General features: G+C 65.9%; 13 protein-coding genes and 3 rRNA genes. 13 read left to right on the forward strand and 3 right to left on the reverse strand.

The window, feature by feature from the left end; genetic code table 11:
- Positions 1-111 precede the first annotated feature (111 nt).
- Positions 112-1,782, reverse strand: coding sequence for a phosphoenolpyruvate--protein phosphotransferase (gene ptsP, locus FB563_RS28290; protein WP_055705221.1), 1,671 nt, complete (start codon positions 1,780-1,782; stop codon positions 112-114).
- Positions 1,783-1,860: 78 nt separating this feature from the next.
- Entirely contained in the window at positions 1,861-2,310 is a 450-nt protein-coding gene (locus tag FB563_RS28295) for a PTS sugar transporter subunit IIA (protein WP_055705222.1), read from the reverse strand.
- Between the two features lie 556 nt (positions 2,311-2,866).
- Between FB563_RS28295 and FB563_RS28305 the strand changes: the two genes are divergently transcribed.
- From FB563_RS28305 to FB563_RS28365, 13 genes are all read left to right on the forward strand, one after another.
- Positions 2,867-4,392: ribosomal RNA gene (locus FB563_RS28305) — 16S ribosomal RNA — on the forward strand.
- 303 nt (positions 4,393-4,695) lie between these two features.
- A 23S ribosomal RNA gene (locus FB563_RS28310) occupies positions 4,696-7,815 on the forward strand.
- An 82-nt stretch (positions 7,816-7,897) separates the two neighbouring features.
- Positions 7,898-8,014: ribosomal RNA gene (rrf, locus tag FB563_RS28315) — 5S ribosomal RNA — on the forward strand.
- Together the 16S, 23S and 5S rRNA genes form the textbook arrangement of a ribosomal RNA operon.
- A 107-nt stretch (positions 8,015-8,121) precedes the next feature.
- Positions 8,122-8,730: a cardiolipin synthase ClsA gene (gene clsA / locus FB563_RS28320; RefSeq protein ID WP_055710653.1), complete on the forward strand. Its 609-nt coding sequence runs from the start codon at positions 8,122-8,124 to the stop codon at positions 8,728-8,730.
- 115 nt (positions 8,731-8,845) lie between these two features.
- Positions 8,846-11,341 (forward strand): mannose-1-phosphate guanyltransferase, encoded by a 2,496-nt coding sequence (locus FB563_RS28325; protein ID WP_142218964.1) that lies wholly within the window; start codon positions 8,846-8,848, stop codon positions 11,339-11,341.
- A 202-nt stretch (positions 11,342-11,543) separates the two neighbouring features.
- Positions 11,544-12,392, forward strand: a complete 849-nt coding sequence (locus tag FB563_RS28330) for a DUF881 domain-containing protein (protein WP_167528514.1) — start codon at positions 11,544-11,546, stop codon at positions 12,390-12,392.
- A complete protein-coding gene (locus tag FB563_RS28335; RefSeq protein WP_003988855.1) occupies positions 12,389-12,721 on the forward strand; it encodes a small basic family protein in 333 nt (110 codons plus the stop codon). Before FB563_RS28330 ends, FB563_RS28335 begins: the two co-directional genes overlap by 4 nt.
- 5 nt (positions 12,722-12,726) lie before the next feature.
- The gene (locus FB563_RS28340; protein WP_142218966.1) at positions 12,727-13,623 is read left to right on the forward strand and encodes a DUF881 domain-containing protein; all 897 of its coding nucleotides are present in this window, start codon (positions 12,727-12,729) and stop codon (positions 13,621-13,623) included.
- A gap of 190 nt (positions 13,624-13,813) precedes the next feature.
- Positions 13,814-14,641, forward strand: coding sequence for an FHA domain-containing protein (locus FB563_RS28345; protein ID WP_244329035.1), 828 nt, complete (start codon positions 13,814-13,816; stop codon positions 14,639-14,641).
- A gap of 44 nt (positions 14,642-14,685) precedes the next feature.
- Entirely contained in the window at positions 14,686-15,423 is a 738-nt protein-coding gene (gene ftsR / locus FB563_RS28350; RefSeq protein ID WP_142218968.1) for a transcriptional regulator FtsR, read from the forward strand.
- An 85-nt stretch (positions 15,424-15,508) separates the two neighbouring features.
- Positions 15,509-15,982, forward strand: coding sequence for a bifunctional nuclease family protein (locus FB563_RS28355; RefSeq protein WP_053666762.1), 474 nt, complete (start codon positions 15,509-15,511; stop codon positions 15,980-15,982).
- Positions 15,983-16,210: 228 nt separating this feature from the next.
- Positions 16,211-16,855 (forward strand): MerR family transcriptional regulator, encoded by a 645-nt coding sequence (locus tag FB563_RS28360; protein ID WP_142218969.1) that lies wholly within the window; start codon positions 16,211-16,213, stop codon positions 16,853-16,855.
- Between the two features lie 74 nt (positions 16,856-16,929).
- The gene (locus tag FB563_RS28365) at positions 16,930-18,366 is read left to right on the forward strand and encodes a DNA polymerase IV (RefSeq protein ID WP_142218970.1); all 1,437 of its coding nucleotides are present in this window, start codon (positions 16,930-16,932) and stop codon (positions 18,364-18,366) included.
- Here FB563_RS28365 and FB563_RS28370 read toward each other — a convergent pair.
- A complete protein-coding gene (locus tag FB563_RS28370) occupies positions 18,288-18,659 on the reverse strand; it encodes a PRC-barrel domain-containing protein (RefSeq protein WP_208766313.1) in 372 nt (123 codons plus the stop codon). The two genes, FB563_RS28365 and FB563_RS28370, sit on opposite strands and share 79 nt — an antisense overlap.

An 18,659-nucleotide genomic window follows, 5' to 3' on the forward strand; every position in this document is an offset into this window, starting at 1 on the left:
CGGCGCCCGAAGGCGCTGACCGGCCCGAGAACACGCCGGACGCACCAGGGGCGCCCCACCCGAAGGCGGGACGCCCCTGCACCCGGCACACACACCCTGCCGCCGGTACGGCTACTCGCCGGACAGCACCGCCTGAGCCGCGCTGCGCGCCTCCTCGGCGCTGTCCGAGGCACGCGCGGCCGCCGCCGCCCGCTCGCACTGCGCCAGCGTGTACTTCGCCAGGGTCGCCCGGACATAAGGAATCGACGCCGCACCCATGGACAAGGAGGTGACACCCAGACCGGTCAGCACACAGGCCAGCAGCGGGTCGGACGCGGCCTCGCCACAGACACCACAGCTCTTGCCCTCGGCCTTGGCCGCCTCCGCGGACAGCGCCACCAGGTCCAGCAGCGCGGGCTGCCAAGGGTCCTGCAGCCGGGACACCGCACCCACCTGCCGGTCGGCCGCGAACGTGTACTGCGCGAGGTCATTGGTCCCCAGTGACAGGAACTCGACCTCCTGCAGGATCGAACGCGCCCGCAGCGCGGCCGACGGGATCTCCACCATCGCGCCGAACTTCGCCCGCAGCCCAGCCGCACGGCAGGCGTCCGCGAACGCCTTCGCGTCCGCACGGTCCGCCACCATGGGCGCCATGACCTCGAGGTAGACCGGCAGCCCCTCGGCGGCCTTCGCCAGCGCGGTCAGCTGCGTACGCAGGACCTCGGGATGGTCGAGCAGGGTCCGCAGACCCCGCACGCCCAGCGCAGGGTTCGGCTCGTCGGACGGGGTCAGGAAGTCCAGCGGTTTGTCCGCACCCGCGTCCAGCACACGCACGACCACACGGCCCTCGGGGAACGCCTCCAGCACCTGCCGGTAGGCCTCCACCTGCTTCGCCTCGGAAGGAGCGTTCTTGCTGTCGTCCAGGAACAGGAACTCGGTACGGAACAGACCGACACCCTCGGCCCCGGCCTCCACCGCGGCAGGCACGTCCGCCGGACCGCCCACATTGGCCAGCAGCGGCACCTTGTGCCCGTCCGCCGTCGCACCCGGCCCGGTAGAAGCGGCCAGCGCGGCCTTGCGCTCGGCGGCCGCGGCCTCCAGCTGCGCCTTCTTCGCCTCGCTCGGGTTCACGAAGATGTCACCGGTGCTGCCGTCCACGGCGATCACCGTGCCCTCGGCCAGCTCACCGGCACCCGGCAGCGCCACGACCGCCGGCACCCCCAGCGCCCGCGCCAGGATCGCGCTGTGGCTGGTCGGCCCGCCCTCCTCGGTCACGAAACCGAGCACCAGCGAGGGATCCAGCAGCGCGGTGTCGGCGGGAGCAAGGTCCCGCGCCACGAGTACATAGGGCTGGTCACTGTCCGGGACACCCGGCATCGGAACGCCCAGCAGCCGGGCGACGATACGATTCCGCACATCATCGAGGTCGGCCACCCGACCGGCGAGGTACTCACCCGCACCGGCCAGCAGCTCCCGGTACGCCGCGAACGCGTCGTACACCGCACGCTCGGCCGTGCTACCGACGGCGATCCGCCGGTCCACGTCCGCCATCAGCTCGGGGTCCTGGGCCATCATGGCCTGCGCCTCGAGCACGGCCTGGGCCTCGCCCCCCGCCAGGTTCCCGCGCGCCATCAGATCGGCGGCCACGGCGTCCACGGCCTGGCGGGCCCGCCCCTGCTCGCGCTTGGCGTCCTCCGCGGGGATCTGCTTGGCCGGCGGCTCCAGGACCGCCGTACCCATGTGCCGTACCTCGCCGATGGCCACGCCATGGCTCACGCCGACGCCTCGCAGCGTTGTCTCCATCTCACCCGTCTCCGATAGTGCGGCGGGTCCCGCCGCCGCGATGGTTGTCCTGATCGCCGTCCGATGACGGCACTGCCGTCAGTTCCAGGCGAAGAGGCTGTCGCCGGCCTTCACGTCTCCGCTGTCACGGAGGTCGGAGAGGGACTCGGCCGTGGCTTCGAGAGCGACGACGGGGCAGACCGGCGACTTGCCGGCGGCTTCGACCGCGGAGGGGTTCCAGCGCACGATGGCCTGGCCGCGTGTCACGGTGTCGCCCTTGTTGACGAGCAGCTCGAAACCCTCGCCGTTGAGCTGCACGGTGTCGATGCCGAGATGGGTGAGCACGCCGTGCCCACTTTCGTCCACCACGACGAAGGCGTGCGGGTGCAGGGAGACGATGACACCGTCGACGGGCGCCACGGCCTCGGACGGCTCACGCACGGGGTCGATCGCGGTGCCCGGGCCGACCATGGCCCCGGAGAAGACCGGATCCGGCACTTCGGCCAGTCCGATGGCGCGTCCAGCGAGAGGGGACGTCACGGTGGTCATGGGAAGCCTCCCAAGGAGTGGAGCTGCTTACGGGCCGTCACTGCCTGTCCCGGACGGCGCTGGCAGCAGCGTATGTCATATGAAGTGGCGGTTCCGTATGGAAGCTACCAGCTAGTGGTCTAGACCACCAACCCCGTGGATTTGCACGGTCTTCGAGGCTCCGTGTACAGTCGTACCCCTGCTTGGGACGGAGGCCGCGAGAGCGCCCTCGAACAGTCACAGCAGAACCCAAACTCGTCAGATCCTATCTCTGGATCCGCTTCTGCATGTCCGCAGGAGGGTGGTCAGAGAGACGGAAAAACCCTGGTAGAGTTTGAAACACCGAAGGGAAGCGCCCGGAGGAAAGCCCGAGAGGGTGAGTACGAAGGAAGCGACCGTTCCTTGAGAACTCAACAGCGTGCCAAAAGTCAACGCCAGATATGTTGATACCCCGTCCGTCGGAACAATCCGATGGTCGAGGTTCCTTTGAAATAACACAGCGAGGACGCTGTGTGCGAGGGGACTATTCCTCCTCTCGCACCGCTCTCGTGGTGTTCATCCCGATTACGGGAAAACATTCACGGAGAGTTTGATCCTGGCTCAGGACGAACGCTGGCGGCGTGCTTAACACATGCAAGTCGAACGATGAAGCCCTTCGGGGTGGATTAGTGGCGAACGGGTGAGTAACACGTGGGCAATCTGCCCTTCACTCTGGGACAAGCCCTGGAAACGGGGTCTAATACCGGATACGAGGTTCGCAGGCATCTGTGAACTTGGAAAGCTCCGGCGGTGAAGGATGAGCCCGCGGCCTATCAGCTTGTTGGTGAGGTAATGGCTCACCAAGGCGACGACGGGTAGCCGGCCTGAGAGGGCGACCGGCCACACTGGGACTGAGACACGGCCCAGACTCCTACGGGAGGCAGCAGTGGGGAATATTGCACAATGGGCGAAAGCCTGATGCAGCGACGCCGCGTGAGGGATGACGGCCTTCGGGTTGTAAACCTCTTTCAGCAGGGAAGAAGCGCAAGTGACGGTACCTGCAGAAGAAGCGCCGGCTAACTACGTGCCAGCAGCCGCGGTAATACGTAGGGCGCAAGCGTTGTCCGGAATTATTGGGCGTAAAGAGCTCGTAGGCGGCTTGTCACGTCGATTGTGAAAGCCCGAGGCTTAACCTCGGGTCTGCAGTCGATACGGGCAGGCTAGAGTGTGGTAGGGGAGATCGGAATTCCTGGTGTAGCGGTGAAATGCGCAGATATCAGGAGGAACACCGGTGGCGAAGGCGGATCTCTGGGCCATTACTGACGCTGAGGAGCGAAAGCGTGGGGAGCGAACAGGATTAGATACCCTGGTAGTCCACGCCGTAAACGGTGGGAACTAGGTGTTGGCGACATTCCACGTCGTCGGTGCCGCAGCTAACGCATTAAGTTCCCCGCCTGGGGAGTACGGCCGCAAGGCTAAAACTCAAAGGAATTGACGGGGGCCCGCACAAGCGGCGGAGCATGTGGCTTAATTCGACGCAACGCGAAGAACCTTACCAAGGCTTGACATACACCGGAAAGCATTAGAGATAGTGCCCCCCTTGTGGTCGGTGTACAGGTGGTGCATGGCTGTCGTCAGCTCGTGTCGTGAGATGTTGGGTTAAGTCCCGCAACGAGCGCAACCCTTGTTCTGTGTTGCCAGCATGCCCTTCGGGGTGATGGGGACTCACAGGAGACCGCCGGGGTCAACTCGGAGGAAGGTGGGGACGACGTCAAGTCATCATGCCCCTTATGTCTTGGGCTGCACACGTGCTACAATGGCCGGTACAAAGAGCTGCGATACCGTGAGGTGGAGCGAATCTCAAAAAGCCGGTCTCAGTTCGGATTGGGGTCTGCAACTCGACCCCATGAAGTCGGAGTCGCTAGTAATCGCAGATCAGCATTGCTGCGGTGAATACGTTCCCGGGCCTTGTACACACCGCCCGTCACGTCACGAAAGTTGGTAACACCCGAAGCCGGTGGCCCAACCCCTTGTGGGAGGGAGCTGTCGAAGGTGGGACTAGCGATTGGGACGAAGTCGTAACAAGGTAGCCGTACCGGAAGGTGCGGCTGGATCACCTCCTTTCTAAGGAGCACTTCTTACCGGGTTCGCTCGGTCAGAGGCCAGTACATCGGCGAACGTCCGATGCTGGTTGCTCATGGGTGGAACGTTGATTATTCGGCACGGTCCAGGATGGACCAGGCGCTAGTACTGCCCCTCGGGGCGTGGAACGCTGATCTGGTCGGCTGATCGTGTCGGGCACGCTGTTGGGTGTCTGAGGGAATGGTTTTCCTCAGTCGCCGGCCCCAGTGAACTCGAGCCTGTTGGTTCGGGGTGATGGGTGGCTGGTCGTTGTTTGAGAACTGCACAGTGGACGCGAGCATCTGTGGCCAAGTTTTTAAGGGCGCACGGTGGATGCCTTGGCACCAGGAACCGATGAAGGACGTGGGAGGCCGCGATAGTCCCCGGGGAGTCGTCAACCAGGCTTTGATCCGGGGGTTTCCGAATGGGGAAACCCGGCAGTCGTCATGGGCTGTCACCCGCTGCTGAACACATAGGCAGTGTGGAGGGAACGCGGGGAAGTGAAACATCTCAGTACCCGCAGGAAGAGAAAACAACCGTGATTCCGGGAGTAGTGGCGAGCGAAACCGGATGAGGCCAAACCGTATGCGTGTGAGACCCGGCAGGGGTTGCGTATACGGGGTTGTGGGATCTCTCTTCTATCGTCTGCCGGCGATAGGGCGAGTCAGAAACCGTTGATGTAGGCGAAGGACATGCGAAAGGTCCGGCGTAGAGGGTAAGACCCCCGTAGTCGAAACGTCAGCGGCTTGCTTGAGAGACACCCAAGTAGCACGGGGCCCGAGAAATCCCGTGTGAATCTGGCGGGACCACCCGCTAAGCCTAAATATTCCCTGGTGACCGATAGCGGATAGTACCGTGAGGGAATGGTGAAAAGTACCCCGGGAGGGGAGTGAAATAGTACCTGAAACCGTGTGCCTACAAGCCGTGGGAGCGTCGGATGCAGCTTGCTGCATCTCGTGACTGCGTGCCTTTTGAAGAATGAGCCTGCGAGTTTGCGGTGTGTTGCGAGGTTAACCCGGGTGGGGAAGCCGTAGCGAAAGCGAGTCCGAATAGGGCGCTGTAGTAGCACGCTCAAGACCCGAAGCGGAGTGATCTAGCCATGGGCAGGTTGAAGCGGAGGTAAGACTTCGTGGAGGACCGAACCCACCAGGGTTGAAAACCTGGGGGATGACCTGTGGTTAGGGGTGAAAGGCCAATCAAACTCCGTGATAGCTGGTTCTCCCCGAAATGCATTTAGGTGCAGCGTCGTGTGTTTCTTGCCGGAGGTAGAGCACTGGATAGGCGATGGGCCCTACCGGGTTACTGACCTTAGCCAAACTCCGAATGCCGGTAAGTGAGAGCGCGGCAGTGAGACTGTGGGGGATAAGCTCCATGGTCGAGAGGGAAACAGCCCAGAGCATCGACTAAGGCCCCTAAGCGTACGCTAAGTGGGAAAGGATGTGGAGTCGCACAGACAACCAGGAGGTTGGCTTAGAAGCAGCCACCCTTGAAAGAGTGCGTAATAGCTCACTGGTCTAGTGATTCCGCGCCGACAATGTAGCGGGGCTCAAGCGTACCGCCGAAGTCGTGTCATTGCAGCTTTAGCCCCAACGGGTGCTGTGATGGGTAGGGGAGCGTCGTCTGCCGGGTGAAGCGGCACTGGAAGGTAGTCGTGGACGGTTGACGAGTGAGAATGCAGGCATGAGTAGCGATTCACACGTGAGAAACGTGTGCGCCGATTGACTAAGGGTTCCTGGGTCAAGCTGATCTGCCCAGGGTAAGTCGGGACCTAAGGCGAGGCCGACAGGCGTAGTCGATGGATAACCGGTTGATATTCCGGTACCCGCTGTGAAGCGTCAAACATCGAATCCAGTGATGCTAAGCCCGTGAAGCCGCCGGCTGAGTCTTCGGACGAGGTCGGAGTGGTGGAGCCGGTGACCCGAGCTGGTAGTAGGTGAGTGATGGGGTGACGCAGGAAGGTAGTCCATCCCGGGCGGTGGTTGTCCCGGGGTAAGGGTGTAGGACGCAGGGTAGGCAAATCCGCCCTGCATGTGTCTGAGACCTGATGCCGAGCCGATTGTGGTGAAGTGGATGATCCTATGCTGTCGAGAAAAGCCTCTAGCGAGTTTCATGGCGGCCCGTACCCTAAACCGACTCAGGTGGTCAGGTAGAGAATACCGAGGCGTTCGGGTGAACTATGGTTAAGGAACTCGGCAAAATGCCCCCGTAACTTCGGGAGAAGGGGGGCCACACCTGGTGATCCAATTTACTTGGTGAGCTGGGGGTGGCCGCAGAGACCAGCGAGAAGCGACTGTTTACTAAAAACACAGGTCCGTGCGAAGCCGTAAGGCGATGTATACGGACTGACGCCTGCCCGGTGCTGGAACGTTAAGGGGACCGGTTAGCTCCATTTCGGTGGGGCGAAGCTGAGAACTTAAGCGCCAGTAAACGGCGGTGGTAACTATAACCATCCTAAGGTAGCGAAATTCCTTGTCGGGTAAGTTCCGACCTGCACGAATGGCGTAACGACTTCTCGACTGTCTCAACCATAGGCCCGGTGAAATTGCACTACGAGTAAAGATGCTCGTTTCGCGCAGCAGGACGGAAAGACCCCGGGACCTTTACTACAGTTTGATATTGGTGTTCGGTTCGGCTTGTGTAGGATAGCTGGGAGACTGTGAAGCATGCACGCCAGTGTGTGTGGAGTCGTCGTTGAAATACCAGTCTGGTCGTGCTGGATGTCTAACCTGGGTCCGTGATCCGGATCAGGGACAGTGTCTGATGGGTAGTTTAACTGGGGCGGTTGCCTCCTAAAGGGTAACGGAGGCGCCCAAAGGTTCCCTCAGCCTGGTTGGCAATCAGGTGTTGAGTGTAAGTGCACAAGGGAGCTTGACTGTGAGACCGACGGGTCGAGCAGGGACGAAAGTCGGGACTAGTGATCCGGCGGTGGCTTGTGGAAGCGCCGTCGCTCAACGGATAAAAGGTACCCCGGGGATAACAGGCTGATCTTCCCCAAGAGTCCATATCGACGGGATGGTTTGGCACCTCGATGTCGGCTCGTCGCATCCTGGGGCTGGAGTCGGTCCCAAGGGTTGGGCTGTTCGCCCATTAAAGCGGTACGCGAGCTGGGTTTAGAACGTCGTGAGACAGTTCGGTCCCTATCCGCTGTGCGCGTAGGAGTCTTGAGAAGGGCTGTCCCTAGTACGAGAGGACCGGGACGGACGAACCTCTGGTGTGCCAGTTGTTCTGCCAAGGGCATGGCTGGTTGGCTACGTTCGGGAGGGATAACCGCTGAAAGCATCTAAGCGGGAAGCCTGCTTCGAGATGAGGACTCCCACCCACTTGATGGGGTAAGGCTCCCAGTAGACGACTGGGTTGATAGGCCGGATCTGGAAGCCAGGTAACTGGTGGAGGTGACCGGTACTAATAGGCCGAGGGCTTGTCCTCAGTTGCTCGCGTCCACTGTGTTGGTTCTGAAACCACGAACAGCCCCATGCCTTGCATGGTTCGGTTGTCAGTTTCATAGTGTTTCGGTGGTCATAGCGTGAGGGAAACGCCCGGTTACATTCCGAACCCGGAAGCTAAGCCTCACAGCGCCGATGGTACTGCAGGGGGGACCCTGTGGGAGAGTAGGACGCCGCCGAACTACCTTTACAGCTCCGGCTCTTGGGCACTGCCCAGGGGCCGGAGCTTTTTTGCGTTGAGGTAAGGTCAGGGGGCATCGTCGGCTCTTTTCGCACAGGAGGCCCCCGGGTGGAGGTCCAGGAGACGCGTGTCCAGACGGACCGGGTCCTCACCATCCCCAACATCCTCAGCATGGCACGGCTCGTCGGCGTACCCGTCTTCCTGTGGTTGATCCTCAGGCCCGAGTTCGGGGGCCCCAAGAGCGACGGCTGGGCTCTCCTCGTGCTGGCCTTCAGCGGGGTCAGTGACTATCTGGACGGCAAGCTCGCCCGGCGCTGGAATCAGATCAGCAGCCTCGGCCGGCTTCTCGATCCTGCCGCCGACCGGCTGTATGTCCTTTCCACGCTGCTCGGTCTCACCTGGCGGGAGATCCTGCCGCTCTGGCTGACCGCCCTCCTGCTCGCGAGGGAGCTGATGCTTCTGGTGATGGTGGGCATCCTCCGCCGGCACGGGTATCCGCCGCCCCAGGTGAACTTCCTCGGGAAGGCAGCCACCTTCAACTTGATGTACGCCTTCCCCCTGCTGCTTCTCAGCGACGGGAGCGGTTGGATCGCGTCACTCGCTGCTATTTTCGGATGGGCGTTCGCCGGGTGGGGTACAACCCTCTACTGGTGGGCAGGAGTGCTCTACGTAGTACAGGTCCGCCGCTTGGTCCGTGCGGACGCCATGGCCGATTGAGCTCGGCGATTGTCCGGACGTTACGCCACGATGGCCCGCGGTGGAAAAGTGCGGGACAATCTGGACGGGTGAAGTCGGCTAGACCGTCGTCTCTTGTGAGGAGGACGCTTCCGACATGAAGGCCGTCGTGATGGCCGGAGGCGAAGGCACCCGCCTGCGCCCCATGACCTCTAGCATGCCCAAGCCGCTCCTGCCCGTGGCCAACCGCCCGATCATGGAGCACGTGCTGCGGCTGCTCAAAAGGCACGGGCTCACCGAGACCGTTGTCACCGTCCAGTTCCTGGCATCGCTCGTCAAGAACTACTTCGGCGACGGCGAAGAGCTCGGAATGGAGCTCACGTATGCCAATGAGGAGAAGCCACTCGGTACCGCCGGAAGCGTCAAGAACGCCGAAGAGGCGTTGAAGGACGATGCCTTCCTCGTCATCTCCGGCGATGCCCTGACCGACTTCGACCTCACGGAGCTGATCAATTTCCACAAGGAGAAGGGCGCGCTGGTCACGGTCTGTCTGACCCGGGTGCCCAATCCGCTGGAGTTCGGCATCACCATCGTCGACGAGGAAGGCAAGGTCGAGCGTTTCCTGGAGAAGCCGACCTGGGGGCAGGTCTTCTCCGACACGGTCAACACGGGCATCTATGTCATGGAGCCCGAGGTATTCAACTACGTCGAACCCGATGTTCCGGTCGACTGGTCCGGTGACGTCTTCCCGCAGCTGATGAAGGAGGGCAAGCCGATCTACGGCTTTGTCGCCGAGGGCTACTGGGAGGACGTCGGCACCCACGAGAGCTATGTGAAGGCCCAGGCCGACGTTCTCGAGGGCAAGGTGAACGTCGACATCGACGGCTTCGAGATCTCCCCTGGAGTGTGGGTGGCGGAAGGTGCCGAGGTGCACGCCGATGCCGTACTGCGCGGGCCGCTGTACATCGGCGACTACGCGAAGGTCGAGGCCGGCGCGGAGATCCGGGAGCACACCGTCGTCGGCTCGAACGTCGTCGTCAAGAGCGGGGCGTTTCTGCACAAGGCCGTGGTGCACGACAACGTGTACGTCGGGCAGCACAGCAATCTGCGTGGCTGTGTCGTCGGCAAGAACACCGACATCATGCGTGCCGCGCGGATCGAGGACGGCGCGGTCATCGGTGACGAGTGCCTGATCGGTGAGGAATCGATTGTTCAGGGCAACGTCCGGGTCTACCCGTTCAAGACCATCGAGGCCGGCGCCTTCGTCAACACGTCCGTCATCTGGGAGTCCCGGGGCCAGGCCCATCTGTTCGGTGCCCGTGGTGTGTCCGGCATCCTGAACGTGGAGATCACACCGGAACTCGCCGTGCGGCTGGCCGGCGCCTACGCGACCACCCTCAAGAAGGGCTCCACGGTCACCACGGCCCGCGACCACTCCCGAGGCGCCCGTGCGCTCAAGCGGGCGGTCATCTCCGCCCTGCAGGCCAGCGCCATCGACGTACGCGACCTGGAGAACGTACCGCTGCCCGTGGCCCGGCAGCAGACCGCGCGTGGCAGTGCCGGCGGCATCATGATCCGGACCTCGCCGGGTGTGCCGGACTCGGTCGACATCATGTTCTTCGACGGCAACGGCGCCGACCTGTCCCAGGGCAGCCAGCGCAAGCTGGACCGGGTGTTCGCGCGGCAGGAGTACCGGCGGGCGTTCCCCGGTGAGATCGGTGACCTGTACTTCCCGGCGAGCGTCTTCGACTCGTACACCGGATCGCTGCTGCGGAACGTCGACACGACCGGGATCGCCGATTCCGGCCTGAAGGTCGTCGTAGACGCCTCCAACGGCAGTGCCGGCCTGGTGCTGCCCAGCCTGCTCGGCAAGCTGGGCGTGGATTCCCTGACCATCAACCCCGGTCTGGACGAGTCCCGGCCCACGGAGACCGAGGAGATGCGGCGCAAGGGGCTGGTGCGGCTGGGCGAGATAGTGGCGTCCTCGGGGGCCGCGTTCGGTGTCCGGTTCGACCCGGTCGGCGAGCGACTGTCGCTCGTGGACGAAAAGGGCCGGATCATCGAGGACGACCGCGCGCTGCTGGTGATGCTGGACCTCGTCGCCGCGGAGCGGCGCAGCGGCCGGGTGGCGCTCCCGGTCACCACGACCCGGATCGCCGAGCAGGTCGCCGCGTACCACGGCACCCAGGTCGAATGGACCACCACCTCGCCGGACGACCTCACGCGCGTCGGCGGTGAGGAGGGCACCATCTTCGGCGGTGACGGCAAGGGCGGCTTCATCGTCCCCGAGTTCAGCAGCGTCTACGACGGCACCGCGGCCTTCGTACGGCTGATCGGGCTGGTGGCGCGCACACAGCTCACCCTGAGCCAGATCGACGCGCGGATCCCGCGGGCGCACGTCCTCAAGCGGGACCTGGCCACGCCGTGGGCCGTCAAGGGCCTGGTCATGCGGCGGGTGGTCGAGGCCGCAGGGGATCGCTTCGTCGACACGACGGATGGTGTGCGGGTCGTGGAGACGGACGGGCGCTGGGTGATGGTGCTGCCCGACCCGGCCGAGGCCGTCACCCACCTGTGGGCCGAGGGCCCCGACGACGCCTCGGCGCAGGCCCTGCTGGACGAGTGGTCGGCCGTCGTGGACAGCGCCGGACGGTAAGGGGACGCGCCGGGGGCAAGACCACCGGACGGCAGAACCCCCGCACGCGCGCGTGCCGGACAAGTGTCCCCCAAGGGGGCCTGTCCGGCACGCGGGTGGGGCCGTTCGGAGGTACTCCTCTCGACATGCGACGATGTGCGGCATGCCGCAGCAACCCCCCGTTCGGAGCAGCCCCCCGCGGTCGCAGCGCCCGGACGCCTCCATGTCGTTGATCACCAACGTCATGGACCACAGCCTCGACGACGGGTACGCCGAGGCCGCCGCCCGCAGGAAGTCCCAGGGCGAGGGCGGCCTGCCCAGGACCCTCAGGGCGAAGCTCGGTCTCGCGGCCGGCCTCGTCCTCGCGGCGCTGGTCGTGACCGTCGGGGCGGCACAGACGCAGGCGGCGGCGCCCGTGGTCGCCAAGGAGCGGCAGGAGCTGATCGACCGCATCGACAGTGAGACGGCGAACGCGGACAAGCTGGAGGGCACGGTCGACAGGCTCCGGGACGACGTCAGCGCGCGGCAGCGGGTGGCGCTGAAGTCGAGCGGCGGCAGCGCACAGGCGGACCTGGTGGGCGTGCTGTCGGGCGCCACGGCGGTCCACGGTCCGGGCGTCAAGCTCGTCGTGGACGACGCCAAGGAGGCCAGCTCCGGTGGTGGCGGGACCAACCCGCGGGAGACCTCCGGATTCTCCGACACCGGCCGGGTGCGCGACCGGGACATGCAGCGCGTGGTGAACGGGCTGTGGCAGTCCGGCGCCGAGGCCGTCTCCATCAACGGGCAGCGGCTGACCGCCCTGTCCGCGATCAGGGCCGCGGGAGACGCGATACTGGTCGACAACAGGCCGCTGGTGCCGCCGTACACGGTGCTGGCGGTGGGGGACGGGCGCAGGTTGAGCACCGATTTCCAGAACAGCGCGGACGGCTTGTATCTGCACGCGCTGGAGCAGGACTTCGGCATCCGCGCCATCATCTCCACGGAGGGCGACCTGCGCTTGCCCTCCGCACCGAGTGTGATCGTACGCACGGCACAGCCGGGCACCGAGAAGACTGAGAAGGGCACATCGTGATCGCCGTACTGGGCCTCGTCGTGGGAGTCGTGGCCGGCCTGTTGGTCCGGCCCGAGGTTCCGGCGGTCGTCGAGCCGTATCTGCCGATCGCCGTCGTCGCGGCGCTGGACGCCGTGTTCGGCGGTCTGCGGGCCATGCTCGACGGGATCTTCGACGACAAGGTCTTCGTGGTGTCGTTTCTGTCGAACGTGGTCGTCGCCGCGCTGATCGTGTTCCTGGGTGACAAGTTGGGCGTCGGTGCGCAGCTGTCCACGGGTGTCGTGGTCGTCCTCGGCATCCGGATCTTCTCCAACGCCGCGGCGATCCGGCGGCACGTGTTCCGGGCGTGACATCGATGAGCGAGCAGAACGAGCAGAACGAGCCGGACGAGCAGCCGGAGCAGCAGAAGACGCCGGAGACGCCGGAGTCCCCGCAGAAGGCGGGCGAGCCGGAGAACAGGCTGCGCAGGGAACTGCCCGAGGAGGTACCCGCGCGGGCACCGGAGCGGGAGCAGCAGGCCGAAGGGCAGCTGACCGGACGGCAGCGGCTGATCAAGGGAGTGTGGCCGCCGCGGTTCACCCGGGCCCAACTCATCGTCGCCGTGCTGCTGTTCGGCCTCGGCTTCGGCCTGGCGGTGCAGGTGGCCTCCAACAGCGACACCGACAGCGCGCTGCGCGGCGCACGCCAGGAGGATCTTGTTCGCATCCTCGATGAACTGGATTCGCGTACTCAGCGTCTTGAGGACGAGAAGCAGGGACTCGAGAAGCAGCGCCAGGAACTGCAGAGCAGCTCCGACCAGGCGGCGGAGGCTCGCAAGCAGACGGCCGAGAAGGAGAAGCAACTCGGCATTCTGGCGGGCACCGTGGCGGCGCAGGGTCCCGGCATCACGATGACGATCGAGGACACGAAGGGGACGGTCAAGGCGGACATGCTGCTCGACGCGATCCAGGAGCTGCGCGCGGCCGGTGCGGAGGCGATCCAGGTGAACGGGGTCCGGGTGGTCGCGAGCACCTACTTCACGGACTCGGACAACGGAGTCGGCGTCGATGGGAACAAGATCAACGCCCCCTATCGTTTCAAGGTCATCGGCAAGCCACAGGATCTGGAGCCGGCGCTGAACATCCCGGGAGGCGTGGTGCAGACACTGGAGAAGGAGCAGGCCACGGTGACGGTCCAGCAGTCGGGCAAGATCGTCGTGGACGCCTTGCGACAGGCGAAGCGGCCTGACTACGCTCGATCGTCCTCCCAGTGAACCGGCGGTGCATGGGGGACATCAGGCAGGGGCATGAGGTTGCGGGGGGTCGGCGCACCGAAGGGGTGGTGCGTGGTGGAAACTGTCCGGTGGATACGGACGTTGTGAGAATGTCCGGCTCGGCCGGTGTAGGCAATCAGGGTTCGTCCTGCCCCACGGGCGGGTCTGTTTCGGTCAAGGGGAATCGCCCGTGAAGTTGTTTGCGAAGTTGTTCCGCAAGAGCGCGCGAGAGGGCAGCGACAACGCGACCGCCCGTCACCGCGCGCAGCCTGACGCGGAGGGCCAGCGCCCGCTGTTCCGGGACCAGGTGGCTGGTCCGGGCGGTGACATTTCCGGAGGTCAGGGCGGGGCGTCGGTTGACCCTGCCCAGTCCGGCGGCATAGGTTTCGGGCAACCGTCAACCTCAGGTGCGGGTGGAGGGTTCGCCCCCGGCCCGTACGCGTCCAACGCCCCGGCGGGGCAGCCGCAGGAGGATCCGTCGATGTCGGTCCTGGTGTGTACGAGGTGCGGTAACCGCAACGCGGAGAACGCCCGCTTCTGCTCCAACTGTGGCGCGCCGCTGCGCCCCGGAGTGGCCCCGGAGCGTGCCGCCGAGACGACGTCCACGATCTCGATCTCCGGTCTCGAGGCCTACGACTCCGAGGTCACCGGTCAGACCCAGGTGCCGATGCTGTCGCCGGAGGCGCAGGCCGCGGTGGACGCGCTGCCGATGGGCTCGGCACTGCTGGTGGTGCGCCGCGGACCGAACTCGGGCAGCCGCTTCCTGCTGGACAGCGACCTGACCACGGCCGGCCGTCATCCGCAGAGCGACATCTTCCTGGACGACGTCACGGTCTCGCGCCGGCACGTGGAGTTCCGGCGCCACGCGGACGGCTCGTTCACCGTGGCCGACGTGGGCAGCCTGAACGGCACGTACGTCAACCGCGAGCGGATCGACCAGGTCGCTCTGTCGAACGGTGACGAGGTGCAGATCGGCAAGTACCGGCTGGTGTTCTACGCGAGCCGGCAGGGCATCTGACCCGCCCCCGGACCGGTGTCCGGGGGGACTCCCAGGGAAGGTCCATGCTTCAAACACCGAGCGGCGGTGCCGGAAGCGGTACCGCCGCCAGGGACAGTGGGCTGATGAGCATCGGCACGGTGCTGAATGCGCTGCGCGACGAGTTCCCCGAAGTCACCATCTCCAAGATCCGTTTCCTGGAGTCGGAGGGGCTCATCGAGCCGCAGCGGACGCCTGCGGGGTACCGCAAGTTCAGCGCGGGGGACGTCGAGCGCCTGGCGCATGTCCTGCGGATGCAGCGGGACCACTATCTGCCGCTCAAGGTGATCCGAGAACATCTGGACGCCATGGAGCGGGGCGAGGCCGTCCAGCTGCCGGTCGTCGGCCGTCAGCGCAGCGCCGAGGACGTTCCGGAGCCGGCCGCGGCGCCCACGGTGGCCCGGGTCGGCAGGGCCGAGCTGCTGGCGGCCGCGGAGATCGACGAGGGCGACCTCAAGGAGTGGGAGTCGTACGGGCTCATCGCTCCGCTGGCGGACGGGGTGTACGACGCCGAGGCGGTCACCGTGGCCTCGCTCGTGGCGGAACTGGGCCGCTTCGGTATCGAGCCTCGCCACCTGCGGGTGATGAAGGCGGCCGCCGACCGTGAGGCCGGACTCGTCGACCAGGTGGTGGCCCCCTTGAGGCGCCACCGCAACCCCCAGACCAGGGCCCATGCCGAGGCCCGGGCGAAGGAGCTGGCGGCGCTCACGGTGAAGCTGCACGCCGCACTGGTGCAGACCGCGCTCGGGGTGCGGCTGCCGTGAACGCCAGGGGCTGCCGGCGGCCGGATCGGGCACCTGTTCCCGGCCCGACTACCCAAACGTCCCGGGCACGGCCTAGGGTTGCTGTGTGAACGAGCTCGATGTCGTAGGTGTCCGGGTCGAAATGCCCTCCAACCAACCGATCGTGCTCCTGCGCGAAGTGGGAGGCGACCGTTACCTCCCTATCTGGATCGGGCCGGGGGAGGCGACGGCGATCGCCTTCGCCCAGCAGGGCATGGCCCCCGCCAGGCCGCTGACCCACGATCTGTTCAAGGACGTGCTGGAGGCCGTCGGCCAGGAGCTGACCGAAGTACGCATCACCGATCTGCGTGAAGGTGTTTTCTACGCGGAGCTGGTCTTCGCCAGCGGCGTCGAGGTCAGCGCCCGTCCCTCCGATGCCATAGCGCTGGCCCTGCGGACGGGGACGCCGATCTACGGCAGTGACGCGGTGCTGGACGACGCCGGTATCGCCATCCCGGACGAGCAGGAGGACGAGGTGGAGAAGTTCCGCGAGTTCCTCGACCAGATCTCGCCCGAGGACTTCGGCACCAGCAGCCAGTGAGGGTGAACGGCCGGTGCGTGTCGGCGCCCGGTGTGCGGGCATTTGCCACCGGCCAAGGAGAGCGTCCTACGGCTTCCCCCGAAAGCATTCGGCTAGCCTTTCCCCGCGGTGGGGCACGGGAAACCACTCCTAGGGTGATTATCACTCGGCGTGCCGAGTGTGGCGATCGTTGACGCACCCCTGGTGACTGCCTACCGTCGTGAAGGCAGGTCAAGGACGGAGGTCGGCGTGAGAACCAGCGGCGACGGTACGGCTGGGGGTGCCCCCGTGCGCGGTTTCGGGGAGAGCGGTCCGTACCCGGTTCACAGCAGCGCGGTGGATCACGCTCCGCAACGGCCGACAGCAGTGCCGAACGGCGGAGGGGCGGCGGCCATGACGTCCGAGCAGATCGGCTATCGGGGGCCCACGGCCTGTGCGGCCGCCGGCATCACCTACCGGCAGCTCGACTACTGGGCCCGCACCGGGCTCGTGGAGCCGAGCGTGCGGCCCGCGTACGGGTCGGGCACGCAGCGGCTGTACAGCTTCAGGGACGTCGTCGTCCTGAAGATCGTCAAGCGGTTCCTGGACACCGGGGTCTCGCTGCAGAACATCCGCACGGCCGTGCAGCATCTCAGGGAACGCGGTTTCCGCGACCTGGAGCGGATGACCCTGATGAGCGATGGCGCCACGGTGTACGAGTGCACCTCGCCGGACGAGGTCCACGCGCTGCTCCAGGGCGGTCAGGGCATCTTCGGGATCGCCGTCGGCGTGGTGTGGCGAGACGTGGAAAGCGCGCTCTCCCAGCTGCACGGTGAGCGCATCGACACCGGGGAGACCCTTGTCGGCCACAATCCCGCGGACGAGCTGGCGCGGCGCCGTAACCGGGCGGTCTGACACCGGTCCGGCGGTTCGCGCGGGCCCCCAACGCGGCGGGGGCATTGTCAGTGCCGTGGTGCAGCATCGGAGATGTGAGAAACGCGCCCACGATCCTGCATCTCGACATGGATGCCTTCTACGCCTCGGTGGAGCAGGCATCCAAGCCGAGCCTGCGCGGGAAGGCGGTCGTCGTGGGCGGGCTCGGGCCGCGCGGGGTGGTGGCCACCGCGTCGTACGAGGCCCGTGTCTTCGGGGTCCACTCGGCGATGCCCATGGCCCAGGCGCGCCGGCTGGCACCCCACGCCGCGTATCTGGTGCCGCGCTTCACCGTGTACCGGGCGATCAGCGAGCAGGTGATGGCGCTGCTGCGGGAGCTGTCGCCGCTGGTGGAGCCGCTCAGCCTGGACGAGGCGTTCGTGGATCTGGAGGCCGGGGGGACGGCCTGGGACGAGGAGTCGGCGCGGCTGGCCGGGATCAAGCTGCGCGCGGACATCCGGGCGGTCACGGGGCTGACCGGATCGGTGGGGCTCGCCGCCTCGAAGATGCTCGCGAAGATCGCCTCGGAGCAGGCCAAGCCGGACGGCCTGGTGCTCATCGAGGCGGGAACCGAGCGGGCGCTGCTGGGGCCGATGCCGGTGCGGACGCTGCCGGGGGTCGGGCCGGCCACCGGCGACCATCTGCGCCGAGCCGGGATCACGACGGTCGAGGAGCTGGCCGAGGCGGGTGAGGACGAGCTGGTCCGGCTGCTCGGCAAGGCGCACGGGCACGCGCTGTACGCCATGGCCCTGGCCCATGACGAACGGCCCGTGGTGGCCGAGCGTGAGGCGAAGTCGGTGTCGGTCGAGGACACCTACGACGTGGACATCCACGACCGGCTGCGGATCGGGCTGGAGGTGCAGCGGCTCGCCGACCGGTGCGTGGGAAGGCTGCGCGGGGCGGGATTGTCGGGGCGGACGATAGTCCTCAAGGTGCGCAGGTACGACTTCTCGACCCTGACCCGCTCCGAGACGCTCAGAGGGCCCACGGACGATCCGGCGGTCGTGCGGGAGGCGGCCGCACGGCTGCTGGACTCCGTGGACACCACGGGCGGGGTACGGCTGCTGGGCGTGGGCGTCTCCGGGCTCGCCGACTACACCCAGGAGGACCTGTTCGCGCAGGCCATGCCCTCGCGGGCGGCGGAGGCGGCGGAGGAGGCCGTGGTCGAGGCCGTCGTGGAGCGGCCGGAGCCGGTGGAACGCCACTGGCGGGCGGGACAGGACGTGCAGCATACGGAGTACGGGCACGGCTGGGTGCAGGGGAGTGGGCTGGGGCGGGTGACCGTGCGGTTCGAGACGCCGCAGTCCCCTCCGGGGCGGGTGCGGACGTTTTTTGTCGATGATCCAGCGCTGGAGCCCGCCGAACCGTTGCCCTTGGTTTTGGATCCTTCCCGCCCGCCCGCCCGTGTGGAGGCTCAGGTCTCCTCCGAACCCGCCAGCTTGCCGAAGTCGTGGTCGGGGACCGAGGGGGGTGAGGCCACGTCCAGGCCGTAGTGGTGGTAGAGCTGCAGCTCCTGTTCGGGGGAGAGATGGCGGCCGACGCCGAAGTCCGGGGCGTCCTTGATCAGGGCGCGGTCGAAGGGGACGTGGAGGGAGCCCTCGATCAGTTCGCTCGGCTCCAGGGGGACGAAGGCGTCACGGGAGAACAGGCCGGTGCGTATGGCCGCCCACTCGGGCACGCCGGTCGCGTCGTCGAGGTACACCTCGTCGATGGTGCCGATCTTGGTGCCGTTGCGGTCGAACGCCTTGCGGCCGATCAGGTTGCGCGGATCGATCTCGGTCTGCAC

The organism is Streptomyces puniciscabiei, from assembly GCF_006715785.1.
Lineage (GTDB): Bacteria > Actinomycetota > Actinomycetes > Streptomycetales > Streptomycetaceae > Streptomyces > Streptomyces puniciscabiei.

Coding starts and splice junctions, on each gene's coding strand:
- FB563_RS28340 (WP_142218966.1), top strand. CDS start 12,727: ATGAGCGAGCAGAACGAGCAGAACGAGCCGGACGAGCAGCCGGAGCAG.
- ftsR (WP_142218968.1), top strand. CDS start 14,686: ATGCTTCAAACACCGAGCGGCGGTGCCGGAAGCGGTACCGCCGCCAGG.
- FB563_RS28330 (WP_167528514.1), top strand. CDS start 11,544: ATGTCGTTGATCACCAACGTCATGGACCACAGCCTCGACGACGGGTAC.
- FB563_RS28295 (WP_055705222.1), bottom strand. CDS start 2,310: ATGACCACCGTGACGTCCCCTCTCGCTGGACGCGCCATCGGACTGGCC.
- ptsP (WP_055705221.1), bottom strand. CDS start 1,782: ATGGAGACAACGCTGCGAGGCGTCGGCGTGAGCCATGGCGTGGCCATC.
- FB563_RS28325 (WP_142218964.1), top strand. CDS start 8,846: ATGAAGGCCGTCGTGATGGCCGGAGGCGAAGGCACCCGCCTGCGCCCC.